Origin of the sequence: Brevefilum fermentans (assembly GCF_900184705.1) — a bacterium.
Taxonomy (GTDB): domain Bacteria; phylum Chloroflexota; class Anaerolineae; order Anaerolineales; family Anaerolineaceae; genus Brevifilum; species Brevifilum fermentans.
Window position 1 is genome coordinate 858024 of record NZ_LT859958.1, and the last position, 11827, is coordinate 869850.

The following is an 11827-nucleotide window of genomic DNA, read 5'->3' on the forward strand; positions in this document are numbered from 1 at the left end:
AATACAATGTCAGAGAAAATCAACATTGCTGTAATTGGAACTGGTCGCATGGGAAGTGTGCATGTCGGCAACCTGGTCAATCGCATACCTGAAGCCAACCTGGTGGCCCTTTGTGATATTAAATTGGATGTTGTTCAGGCTGTGGCCAAACAATGGGAGATCAAACGAGCGGTTCAGCACTATCAAGATCTGTTGGAAGATAAGGCAATTGAAGCCGTGTTGATTGCCACCAGCACCGACACCCATGCTGAAATCCTGAAGGATTGCGCCAATGCTGGGAAGCACATCTTTTGTGAGAAGCCCCTGGCGCTGGATCTCAATGAGATCGATGAAGCGCTTTCAGTGGTTGAACAGGCGGGCGTGAAACTCCAGGTTGGGTTTAATCGCCGGTTTGATAAGAACTTTCGGCAAGTGCGCCAGATCGTCAAGTCGGGAGAATTGGGGCGCCCTTGCCTGCTTAAGATCACCAACCGCGACCCGGCATTGCCTTCTTTAGAATTTCTGCGCGCCTCTGGTGGCCTTTTCCTGGATATGACCATCCATGATTTTGATATGGCGCGCTTCCAGATCGGCGAGGTGGACGAGGTGTATGCAACCGGCTCGGTATTAATTGATGAAGCGCTCAAGGAATTTGGCGATTTGGATACAGCCGTGATCAGCTTAAAATTTAAAGATGGCACCCTGGGTTCGATTGATAACAGCCGACAGGCGGTTTATGGGTATGATCAGCGCGTGGAAGTGTTCTGTCTGAACGGTACAGCCATGGCGGAAAACGAAACTGAACACACTGTTGCAAAGGGCAACCTTGAAGGCTTCCATACTGCCCGGGTTGAAGCGTTTTTTATGCAGCGTTATGGTCCCTGTTATGTCGAAGAAGTGCGGGAGTTTCTACGCTGCGTCCGGGACGATCAACCTGTACCGGTCTCCGGCGAAGACGGCCGGCAGGCTGTTGTTCTGGGCTATGCTGCCTGGAAATCCTTCCACGAAAACCGCCCGGTAAAGGTGTCCGAGATCGCTGGATGACCTTCCCTAACTGATTTTTTCTATATTACAAAAACACCCGCTGCGGGCAAACCCGGCGGGTGTGATTTTTTTACAAATTTGCTGTTGAGTCGCTGTTTTTCCTTGAGCGATTAGCCTTGACTATCTTCAATTCCTAAGAATTTTTATTCCGGTCGTCTTCAATCATCTGGTTCAAAATGGGAATGATTTCCAAGGCATCGCCGACAATTCCCAGGTCAGCAACATTTAATATGGGTGCCTCAGGGTCTTTATTGATGGCAATGACGGTTTTCGATGCGCTCATCCCGACCAGGTGCTGTACAGCGCCACTAATTCCCGCGGCGATATACAATTGTGGTCCAACCGTTGTGCCAGATTGCCCCACCTGGTGAGTGTGTGGAATCCACCCCTGCTCGACAATAATTCGAGATCCGGCTGTGGTTCCACCCAATTGGTCGGCAAGGGTTTTAAGCATCTCGAGGTTGGCGGCTTTTCCCATGCCTCTGCCTCCCGAAACAATGATGCGGGCATCGGCAATGCCAACCTGGTCGTCAGCATCCAGGTTTTCAGACTGTACCAGACGGGTGCGGATGGCTGCCCGGCTCATGGTCAGGGGGAATTCAACCACTTCTGCCAGACGAGATGGGTCTGGTTCCAGCGCTGGGAAGACATTCGGACGGACGGTGGCCGTTTGGGGGCGGGTGTGGGGTGTGATGATTGAAGCCATGATATTGCCGCCAAATGCCGGGCGAGTTTGCACCAGTTGCCCGTCGTCATCGATGGATAAGCGGGTGCAATCGGCCGTCAAGCCCAGCCGCAGGCGTGCCGCCACTCGGGGTGCCAGATCGCGACCATGGGGCGTGGCGCCGTAGAGAACAACCGAAGGCATCTCAGACGCAATCACTGCGCTGAGAGCTTGCGTATAGCCTTCCGTGGAATAGGTGTCTAAAAATTTGTGCTGACAGAGAATCACCCGGTCAGCGCCGTAGTTCCCCAAATCAGCGGGGTCAAAATTGGTTTCAGCGGCGATGATCACTGCGCTCAATTCCTGTCCGAGTTGATCTGCCAGTTCACGCCCTTTGCCAAGCAGCTCCAGAACGACCTTGCGCGGCTTACCGTTTTCCAGCTCAGCCCAAACAAAAACGCCCTTGTATTTTCGCAGTTCTTCCGCATCAATCTGTTTGCGCTCAATGTGCAGCGCCTCAAAGGGGCACACGTTGACACACGCACCGCACAGGGTGCAGGCTGAACTGACTTCCAGGAAACCATCGACAATTGATAGGGCGCCAAAGGGGCAATTGCCAATACAAATTTTGCAACGGGTGCATCGATCGTGGTTGATATTCAGCATGGTTTATTTTGCTCCGGATCGATTATTTTCCAGGAAATGGTTTTCTTTGAGGAAACTAAAAATTTCCCTGGCTGCTTCAGCCGGTTCAAGGTCTTTGAGGACGCGACTGTCTTTCTTTGTAGGTGGGGGGAAGACCTTGACGACCTGGGTGTAAGAGCCTTTCAAGCCCAACTTTTCCTCATCCAATGACAGGTCACCCGCGGTTATGATTTCAATGTTTTTGCGATGGGCATCGATGACCGCATCCAGTGAAGGCGCTCTGCGTTGGGTTTCACCTTTTGTGATGGTGACCAACGCAGGCAGGGCTGCGTCGAGCACCTCGATGCCGTGCTCCGCTTCACGTTTGACCTGCACACGCCTCCCGTCTGCCGTCAGGTTCACATTCGTGCCATAGGTGATTTGTGGTAAACCCAAAATTTCTGCGATTTCAGGTCCAACCTGGGCGGTATCACCATCAATGGCCTGTTTACCAGCCAGGATCAGGGTGAAGTCCGGGATCAATTGGCGGATGACTTCAGCCAGGGTATAAGCGGTTGCCCAGGTATCGGCGCCGGCGAATTTTCGGTCGGTTAACAGGATAGCCCGATCAGCGCCAAGCTCCAAACAACGCCGCAGGGCGTCCTCAGCTTGGGGAGGTCCCATGCAGATAGCAATAACCTCGATATCTGCGTCGGCTTGTTTGATGCGAGCGGCATGGTCAAGGGCATATTCGCAGAAAGGATTGAGGATCGATTGGACCCCCTCGCGAAGGAGTGTGCCCGTGGTTGGATCCACCTGTACATCGGTGACTTCAGGGACCTGTTTAACGCAAACAACGATTTTTTTCATGCGCACACCTCGCAGGGAAATAGATCACCCGGGTTGAGTAAATAATCAGGGTCGAAGACGGCTTTCACATGCTGCATTTGTGAAATCTGTTCCGGGGTGAACATTAAGGCCAGAAAATTTTGTTTGATTTTGCCTATGCCATGTTCTGCAGAAACAGCGCCGCCCCATTCGACGGCTTTTTGTGCAAAAAGCTGATAAAGTTCAAGTCCCTGGTTCAGTTCCTCGATACTCCGGGGCAGGATGTTTACATGAATGTGGTTATTGCCAATATGTCCAAATGCAACCCATTCCAGGTTGAGGGCATCACAATTTTCCTGGTAGTGAGTCCAGATGTCCATCAGGTGATCATCAGGAACAGCCAGGTCAGTGCCGAGTTTGTGCAGTTTAGGGATTGATTTTTTACGCTCAGCAATAATACTGTTGACGGTTTCAGGCAGCAAGTGACGGAAGACTTTAAAGCGTTCTAACTCACGCGGCTCGTGTGCCGCCCAAGAAAGGGCAGGGTCAGCGCCATGCTGACGGATGATTTCCTGAAGCAGAACCAGGTGATCGTTGTTGGATTGCGAGTCGTAATTCAGCTCGAAGAACAGGGCTGAGCGCGCCTCGTCTGGAATCGGGGGCATGTTGACGGTCGAAGGCGCTTCAGCCTGCACCCGGCGCAACAAATTCAGCGCGTTGCCGGAATAGAATTCGAGGAAATCGAGCTTGATTCTCTGGTCGGAGCGCAGAGAAGCGGTGAGGCGGACTGCCTGGTAATCGTCTTCCAGGAATTGAACGATGGAAATTTTCGGCTCGCTTTTTATCAGCGCCACGTCCACCTGCGTAACAATGCCCAGTACGCCTTCAGAGCCAATGAACAAGTCAATCAGGTCCATGCCGGGGGCGGTGAAGAAACCCGCGGCGCACTTGGTCTCGGGTAAGCGATAATCCGGTATGGTAAGGGTGCGCCTTTCCCCAGCCGTGTTGACGATTTCAAACGTGCCTTCCTCAGAGGCAAAATACTTGCCGCGCGGGATATCGATAAATTCGCCATTAGCCAGGACCACCCTCAGCCCGCGTACCCAGTTGCGGGTGGCGCCGAAGCGGAAGGTACGGGCGCCGGAAGCATTGGTTACCACGGATCCGCCCAGCGAGGCGCTCATTTCCGTCGGGTCAGGTGGATACAAGTAGGTATCGGCGTCGGCTTTGAAACGTTCGTAAGAACGCCTGACGGATGCGTCCTCTGTTTTTTCAAGGTCGGGGAAGCGTTTACTTTTTAGCATGGCTTCCAGACTCTTCAGGCTGACGTACGCGCCTGCCCGGAGGACCCATTCCTGGTGGTCTTCGTCGAAAAATAGACTTTCGACCCGGTCAAAGCGTTCCAGTGAAACGATCGCGCCACAGGCTGGGACACTGCCACCCACCAGGCCAGTGCGCGAACCAGCGATGGTAATCGGGATGCTCTGCGCGGACATTGCCTGGATTACAGCAACCAGCTCAGCTTCATCCCTGGGGATGAAAAGATGGTTGGCGTCGGTTGAGACCAGTTTTGATTCATCGGTCAGGTAGATCGGATAATCTGTTTTGATGGCTTCATAGCCATCGATTCGTTTTACTGTTTTGAAGTCGGCTCGGGATGCTGGTTGGGAAATAATCGTATGCATCATTGCTCGCGTTCTATTTTGGGGTAAACCATGCCGATTTGGGCAAGTTAGCCACTGAGATTGCCGTATATGTCTTCGAGTATGGGTTTTAAATAAGCGAGATTCTTTTCTCCGGCAGTGTGGACATCTGGTAGGGGCAGGAATTCACCCGAGATGAAACCGGAATAACCGGTATCGATTAGCGTGCGTAAAATGGATGGAAAATCCAGGTGCCCGCTGCCAGGAGACCAGCGGTTTGAATCAGCGACATGAAAATGGAAAATACGTTCATTGCACAGGCGCAGGCTGTCTTCAATGATGGGTTCTTCAATATTCATGTGGAAGGTATCCAGCAACAGACCAAAATTTTGGCTGCCGACAGCATCGATTAAATCCATTCCCTGTGCAACGGTGTTGATCAACGAGGTCTCATAGCGGTTGATGGGTTCGAGCGCCAAACGCACGCCTGCATCTTCTGCTGCCTGGCTGCAATCCTTGAGCGCGGACCGCAGCCATTCCATGGCCTGTTCGTGTGAGTCGCCTGGTTTCAGCACGCCGCGGATCAGACCGATGATGACCACGGCATCAAAATGAGCCGCCAGGGGCAGGTGGCTTTTGATGCGCTCAATCGCAGCCTGGCGGATGGATGGGTCAGAAGCGGTGAAAGAAAGCCCTTCATCGTTCCAGGCTTGTCCTGTGCCGATGGCTGGCACAGCCAACCCAAGTTCACTGACCAGTGCGGATAGTGAGGGAAGGTCGATTTGCTTCGGGTCACGAATGGCAAGTTCGGCGCCGGTATACCCCATTTGCTTGAGTACAGACAGATTATGGTGCAGATCGCCAGAGAAGGTGGCGGCTGCAAATTGGGTTTGCTGGGCGGTTACAACCATTGAGAGCTTCATTGGACACCTCAAGTTGAGGCGCCAGCAGCCAATCAGTTGCTGGCGCCTTGTGAAAGCAATTTTTTACAAATTAGCCAGGTAGGTGACCTTACACTGCGAACGATCGGTTTGAAGCTGGATGATGTTTTCAGGAACTTCAGCCAGGCTGATCTGCTTGGTGCTGATCAGGGTCATATCCATGCCGTCTGCCATGCAATCAATTACACGGGGGAAGGTGCCGTGACCAGAGTGACCCTGGGCACCGATGATGCTGGCTCGGCGAACCTGCAGCACCTCGCCAGTAACAGGCATCTTTGCCTCAGCGCGTGCCGTTACAACGACCTTGCTGTTCAGCGTCCGGCCTTCCCAGATCACTTTTTCGATATCCGGGTAGACCACCTCGGGTAGCCCGGTGGCTTCCATGAACAGGTCAGCACCCATACCGTTGGTTAATTCCAGGACGGTCTCAGCGAAATCCTCATTAAGCGGGTTGATATGGTAATCCGCGCCGAGTTTGAGAGCCATCTTGCCGCGATCTTCCTGGGTTTCGGAAATGATCACTTTGGAAGCCCCAGCGCGTTTGAGAATGGCACAGGCAGCCAAACCAACCGGACCGCCACCCAGGACCACCGCGCGGTCGCCAGGGCGAATGCCCCCGCCGCGTTCGATAACAGCATTGTAAGCCACGCAGGTGGGCTCCACAAGGCTGCCGGCTAAGAAGAGCTTATCTTCGGGGTAGCGCTCTTTGAGGGGTTCCAGGCTCCACAGGGTGCGGGCAGGCACAACCAGATATTTGGTAAAGGCACCGTGAACGTTAAAGCCGATTTCGTCCAGGCGCTCACAGTGATTGGGCCAGCCATCCGCACAGGGCTTACAAGAACCGCACCACAACATTTCTTCGGTGGTCACTTCTTCGCCCCCCTTATAGGGCTTGTTGGTGTTTTTGTCGTAGGCGTTTTTGCCCGCCTCGACCACCACGCCGGAAAGCTCATGCCCCAGGATGCTGGGGAAGCCTGTCAGGCCGGGGTAAAAGATGTAGCCATCGGCTTCAGCCTGCGCCATGTGGACATCAGAACCGCAGATACCGCAGGCTTTAACTTCGATTAAAACCTCATCATCGCCGGGTACGGGAATATCATATTCGCGAATTTCAATCCTGGGGTTGCGCCATACCTGGCTACCGAGGTAGGTCTGGCGTCCCTCAATATCTTTGGGACCCAGTTTAAAACCTGGTTTTGGGTCCCAATCTGCAATCAGGGTCACGCCTTGCATTTTCTCTTTCATTATCAGTCTCCTTCAATCAAATCAGGATGATTATCAGACTTCGGTGCCCTGACCAATGCGAGGGATGCCGTAGACTGTCTTCCAACCTTCGCTCAGAGGTTCACGCAGATAGGGCTCCATGTCCTTCTCTGTGCGCAAGGTCACTTTTTCTACTGGGGGAACTTCGCCTGCCGGGAAGGCTTCTAAAACATCATCGTGCCACAGGGTTAAGTATTTGAGGATGGCTGCCATGGGTCGCTTGGCTTTTTGCGCAGCCCCAGATTTAGCCTTGCCTACAACGCCTTCGGGTGTGGCTGCAATTTCAATTGCAAAGTGACCTTCACCTTCAGACCAGCGGCTCGGTCGACCAAAGGGATCGACGGATTTGTCGAAATGACCTTCTGGCAGGTAGCTGATGCCCTCGGTGTCCACGGCATAGTCCATATCGACCATTTCGGGGTGCAGCAGCAGGCTCAACGATGTTTCTGATTCGTCAGCATGGACAAAGTTTGTACCCATGGTGCCGCCGCGATCATCAGAGCGGAAAAATTCACGCACGCCACGGTGCCAGTCGATTACACGGAAGATGCCCGGCAACTGGTAGCGTTTTTGGAATTCCTGCACGGCGGATTCAAGCATCCATAGCTGTCCATGGTTATTGACGATTAACTGTTTTCGAAAACCATCATTCCACAAGCCCAACATGACATCGATCATCATCTCGCGCACCACGTGTTCCCGTACGATGACCGTGCCGGGCATGCCCATATGGTGGTAGGGATGTCCGCCATAGTTGAGCGGCGGCAAAGCCAGGTTGACCGGGGCGCCGCGTTTGGCGGTGAAGCGGCGTACGCCTTCGCAGATGGCGCTGACGTACAGGGTGTCAGCTGCGCTGGGCAGATGCTGTCCGTGCAGCTCGGTGCAACCAACAGGAATGAAAACAATGTCATTTTTCTTGCGGTTGGCTTCCACCTGCCAGCGGGTGGTGGTTTGAATATACGAGCCAGGTTTTGCCCACTCTACGGGAGATGGGATGCCGTAATCCTCCAAAATTGCGTCGATTTCGGCATCACTGGCTTCCCAAACCGATTTTTTCAAGCGCCCGACAGGATTGTCTTCAAAAAACAGGTCAGGTTCGCTGGTGGGTAATAATCCTTGAGGGATTGGTTTATCAGGCATTATGGTACTCCTTTTTTCTTCGCTCATGAAATCTTCATCGTTCATCCTAAGTGATTAAGGATGGAGATTAAGGAATCATGACGATTTTCATAGCGCTCTTGGGTCCGCGGGTAAGGGTGTCGATATCCAGACCGAGGTCTTTGTACGCGCTGGGACCTTCCTCAAGAGGAATGACTTTGGTGTAGAAATGACTCATATCCAGAGTGTTTTCCCGGAAAATACGAACGGAAGGCAGCATGGTGTTCTGACCCAGGTACAGGCCGATGATCTTGGTTGCCCAACGGGTAATCTGGTTAGGAACGATGGTGGCGGTGATACTGGAATCCATGCCGAAGGGCAAAATTGTGCCGCCCGGGGTGACGATCTTCAAAGCTTCTTCAAAGCCGTTGCCGGTTGCTTCGATGACGATGTCAGCTTTGCTGCCGTAGGTGAACTCGTTAACCTTTTCTTCCAGGTCGACTTCGTGTGGGTTCCAGGCAGTCAGCCCGCATTGGTGCGCCAGGTCAAGCCGGAAGGGGTCAATCTCGGAAACGGAGACTTTGGCGGCAATGTTTTTGGCAAATTGGGCAAAAAGGTAACCGATGGGACCAAAACCAATCACGTGCACGTAATCGTAGGGCAGCATCTTCAGAGCATTCATGCCATTAACGACGGTTGCTAGGGTTTCCACCTGGGTGCCAGCGACGTCGTCAATTTCATCAGGTAGCACGTAGCATTGCTTTTCCGGGACGATGGTATATTCAGCATAACCGCCGTCACGCATCACGCCCAGGGCGCTGGTTTTGATGTCAACACACTGGCTGGTGAGTCCCATGCGGCAAAAATCACAGAAACCACAGCGAATGTTATTATCAACAGCGACGCGATCACCGATTTTGATATGATGTACGTGGGTGCCAACATCCACGACCTCTCCACAAAATTCGTGACCAAGGACGGTGTCGAGTTTGTAGTGGTGCTTGCCTTCCACGATTTTAAGATCTGTACCGCAGATACCCACGGCTTTAATTTTCAGAACAACATCATCCGGGTCTTTAACCTGGGGAATGGGTCGTTCTTCAAGGACCAGTTTCCCAACGTCTTTCAATACGAGTGCTTTCATTTTTTCCATGACAATTCTCCTTTATCTAAAATAATTTTTGTTGACCAATTAAGCTAAGGGGTTAGCAAAAGGTTGCAAATGTTTAATAAAATGCCTTTCTAAATTTGAGGCATACAGCTCCCGGTTGGATTTGATGATCCTGGCAAAATCAGAATAAAAGCGAAAATGGCCTTCCGGGTCGCGTTCGTTCAGAACTGAGCCAAAGGTGACATGCAATATCTGACGCGCATCAAATTGATCTAAAAGGGCAGGCCAATCTGTGATCTGCTCGGGGTGAGGTGCGTTTTCAAGCTCGCCGAACACGTCATAGCTAACCCGATCGACCGTGTAGCGTTCTCGGGCAAAGCGATAAATTTCTTTGAAGAAATCGACATCAAGCTCCGCAATGGTGCGCAGCGCTTCCAGGTAACTTGTGCCGGCTGTTTTCAGGTGGACCAAGCCGTGTGTCTGTCGCATGGCTGCTTCGTAGACGTTGAACTTGTCGGACCCTGAATGTAAGCTGAGTTTGTAGGGACCAAAGTGACGGGCGACCGCCGCGTGGCGGGCGATATCGGCTTCAAAAGCTTGCGGATCCCCGATATAATCCACGCCTTTGGGGAAATGACCGCAATAGCGGGGCGCCAGGCTGACCCAGTTAACACCCAATCGCCTCAGTTCGCTGGCAATATAGGCATGTTCGAGCATGCTTGTCGGTTGCGCGGTTTCGTCAACAGAGACTTCCAATTCAACGGGGTGGCTGCCCGCGCGATCGATGAGGTGGTGGTACATCCTGGCAACATGCGCCACGGCTTTTCCATATTTCACCACAGCTTTGAGCAGTTGCGCTTCATCAAAGACCAGTTGGTGTCCTTCGATATTGATGGATTTACCCAGCAAACCGCTCGCTTCAGGGCGGATGTCTTCATTTAATAAGGCGGCTAATTCACGCAATGTGGATTGCGAAGCGCTTTCAGCGCGATTGTCCACATGCTCGCCGGGGTCGATGGTGTAAAAGGTGAACCCCGCTTGCAGGCAGGTGTCGATATCCGCTTCAGTTTTCAGATGGTCGGCATCAGCACCAAACCCATCCTGCCAGGATTCTTGGAAGATGCCCCAAACGGCATCATCGATGACCTGCTGGGCGGTGCGACCGGTGCGGTTCATCTCGCGGATGGATTGCTGAGCAAAAATCGGGGCAATTTTTCCGCCTACATCTCGCACGGCACGGATGTGCCCGGGCGTTGCCCAGCCCAGGCGATCGCCCATTCCGGCTGAGGTGCGCAGTCCCAATAAACTGGGATTTAACCAGGGCAGTCTTTTTCTTAGAAGCGCTGTATTATGCGGGGTTTTGGGGGCAATCACCAGGGAATGCGTGTTTTTGGGAATGCGTTCTCCCTGCCAGTCACCCGCGTCGGTTTCGAGAATGGCTAACTTGAGCTCACCACCATCCTGCAAAAGTGCATAAGCTGCATCGTTATCAGTGAACAGGGAGCTTTCAATAATATTTAGACCTTCGAAGTCGTCTCTCACTACGTTTCCTTTTTCCTTGGTTTTGCAGTGGTAGCCCTGACCAACAACTTTCCTTTAAGTACCTTGACGCCCTGTGTGTGACTGCGGAGGTCGGATTCTTCTGAAAGCAAACTCAACAGCAATTGCGCAGCTTCACGCCCAATCTCATATTTTGGCTGGTCGAGGGTTGTCAGTGGGGGCACTGAGAATTCAGAGAAGGCGATATTGTCAAAGCCGGTGACGGAAATCTCATCCGGAACGCGAACGCCAGCCTGGCGGCAGGCTTTTAACGCGCCAATGGCGAGCATATCGTTGAAGCACATCACCGCGGTCGGTGGGTTGGGCAGGCTGAGAAAATAGTTCATGCCCTCGGCGCCCATCTGCAGCGATCCGCCCGGTACATAGTGAATATGATCAGGGGAAACAGACAGACCATGGTATTCCATTTCTTCTTGCAGACCGCTCAACCGGTCGAGGGTGGTTTTCCCTGAATGTGAATTACCCAGATAGGCGATATCCTTGTGACCGAGCTCAATTAAGTGGCGCGCAAGTTGGCGGCTGCCATCGATATCGTCGTGGTAAATGGAGAAATTGTAATGATCAGCAGCCTGGTTATTGACCACAACGATTGGAAATCGATCGGTTGGGAATTGTCGCCAGCGCTCAATGCTCACCGGCGTGGAGCAAATGATGCCACCATCGATGCGCTGCTCGAGCATAGTCTGGACAATTCTTGCTTCTTTGTCTGCGTCATGATTGGAAGAGCCGATAAACAGGCTGTAACCGGCAGCATGGGCGGCGCCTTCGATACCATTTAATACCTCGCTGAAGAAAGGATCTGCAATGCCACTGAGGATCACACCCAAAACATGGGTCCGTTTGGTCTTCAAACTGCGTGCGGCTGCACTGGGCAGATAGTCCAGTTGCTGAGCGGCTTTCCGGATGCGTTCGGCAGTGAGATCTGCGACCAGGGGGCTGCCTCTGAGGGCTCTGGAGACCGTAGAATGGGATACGCCGGTTATTTTTGCGATGGTTTTTATCGTTGTCTCCATATTCACCTTTGCACACGTGTGCAATAACCATAAGTCTACACAAGAATGGATGCTTTGTC

10 protein-coding genes are annotated in these 11827 nt (G+C 52.6%); 1 reads left to right on the forward strand and 9 read right to left on the reverse strand.

Translation table 11 applies throughout. The annotated features are described in order from the left end of the window. Nucleotides 1-6: 6 nt before the first annotated feature. Nucleotides 7-1023 (forward strand): inositol 2-dehydrogenase, encoded by a 1017-nt coding sequence (gene iolG / locus CFX1CAM_RS03855; protein WP_087861745.1) that lies wholly within the window; start codon nt 7-9, stop codon nt 1021-1023. A 133-nt stretch (nt 1024-1156) separates the two neighbouring features. Here the strand turns inward: iolG and CFX1CAM_RS03860 are convergent, their stop codons facing one another. The 9 genes from CFX1CAM_RS03860 to CFX1CAM_RS03900 all read right to left on the reverse strand — a co-directional run bounded on the left by CFX1CAM_RS03860 (nt 1157) and on the right by CFX1CAM_RS03900 (nt 11768). After that, entirely contained in the window at nt 1157-2353 is a 1197-nt protein-coding gene (locus tag CFX1CAM_RS03860; protein ID WP_087861746.1) for an FAD-binding protein, read from the reverse strand. 3 nt (nt 2354-2356) lie between these two features. Next, a complete protein-coding gene (locus CFX1CAM_RS03865) occupies nt 2357-3181 on the reverse strand; it encodes an electron transfer flavoprotein subunit beta/FixA family protein (protein ID WP_087861747.1) in 825 nt (274 codons plus the stop codon). After that, on the reverse strand, nt 3178-4824 hold the full coding sequence (locus CFX1CAM_RS03870; RefSeq protein WP_162287651.1) for an FAD-binding oxidoreductase: 1647 nt from the start codon (nt 4822-4824) through the stop codon (nt 3178-3180). The genes CFX1CAM_RS03865 and CFX1CAM_RS03870 overlap by 4 nt, the downstream gene beginning before the upstream one ends. Nucleotides 4825-4871: 47 nt before the next feature. Further along, nucleotides 4872-5705, reverse strand: a complete 834-nt coding sequence (iolO, locus tag CFX1CAM_RS03875) for a 5-keto-L-gluconate epimerase (RefSeq protein ID WP_087861749.1) — start codon at nt 5703-5705, stop codon at nt 4872-4874. A 63-nt stretch (nt 5706-5768) separates the two neighbouring features. After that, nucleotides 5769-6968, reverse strand: coding sequence for a scyllo-inosose 3-dehydrogenase (gene iolM, locus CFX1CAM_RS03880; RefSeq protein WP_087861750.1), 1200 nt, complete (start codon nt 6966-6968; stop codon nt 5769-5771). A 33-nt stretch (nt 6969-7001) separates the two neighbouring features. Beyond that, nucleotides 7002-8126 (reverse strand): 3-dehydro-scyllo-inosose hydrolase, encoded by a 1125-nt coding sequence (gene iolN / locus CFX1CAM_RS03885; protein WP_087861751.1) that lies wholly within the window; start codon nt 8124-8126, stop codon nt 7002-7004. A gap of 67 nt (nt 8127-8193) precedes the next feature. Further along, nucleotides 8194-9237 (reverse strand): zinc-dependent alcohol dehydrogenase, encoded by a 1044-nt coding sequence (locus CFX1CAM_RS03890; protein ID WP_087861752.1) that lies wholly within the window; start codon nt 9235-9237, stop codon nt 8194-8196. Between the two features lie 39 nt (nt 9238-9276). Next, nucleotides 9277-10737, reverse strand: a complete 1461-nt coding sequence (locus CFX1CAM_RS03895) for a tagaturonate epimerase family protein (protein WP_087861753.1) — start codon at nt 10735-10737, stop codon at nt 9277-9279. Beyond that, entirely contained in the window at nt 10737-11768 is a 1032-nt protein-coding gene (locus CFX1CAM_RS03900; protein ID WP_087861754.1) for a LacI family DNA-binding transcriptional regulator, read from the reverse strand. Before CFX1CAM_RS03900 ends, CFX1CAM_RS03895 begins: the two co-directional genes overlap by 1 nt. Nucleotides 11769-11827 lie beyond the last annotated feature (59 nt).

Bases quoted from the DNA above. Each gene is read 5' to 3' on its own strand.
- iolN (WP_087861751.1), bottom strand. From the start codon at position 8,126: ATGCCTGATAAACCAATCCCTCAAGGATTATTACCCACCAGCGAACCT.
- CFX1CAM_RS03865 (WP_087861747.1), bottom strand. From the start codon at position 3,181: ATGAAAAAAATCGTTGTTTGCGTTAAACAGGTCCCTGAAGTCACCGAT.
- CFX1CAM_RS03860 (WP_087861746.1), bottom strand. From the start codon at position 2,353: ATGCTGAATATCAACCACGATCGATGCACCCGTTGCAAAATTTGTATT.
- CFX1CAM_RS03870 (WP_162287651.1), bottom strand. From the start codon at position 4,824: ATGCATACGATTATTTCCCAACCAGCATCCCGAGCCGACTTCAAAACA.
- CFX1CAM_RS03890 (WP_087861752.1), bottom strand. From the start codon at position 9,237: ATGGAAAAAATGAAAGCACTCGTATTGAAAGACGTTGGGAAACTGGTC.
- CFX1CAM_RS03900 (WP_087861754.1), bottom strand. From the start codon at position 11,768: ATGGAGACAACGATAAAAACCATCGCAAAAATAACCGGCGTATCCCAT.
- iolO (WP_087861749.1), bottom strand. From the start codon at position 5,705: ATGAAGCTCTCAATGGTTGTAACCGCCCAGCAAACCCAATTTGCAGCC.
- iolM (WP_087861750.1), bottom strand. From the start codon at position 6,968: ATGAAAGAGAAAATGCAAGGCGTGACCCTGATTGCAGATTGGGACCCA.
- iolG (WP_087861745.1), top strand. From the start codon at position 7: ATGTCAGAGAAAATCAACATTGCTGTAATTGGAACTGGTCGCATGGGA.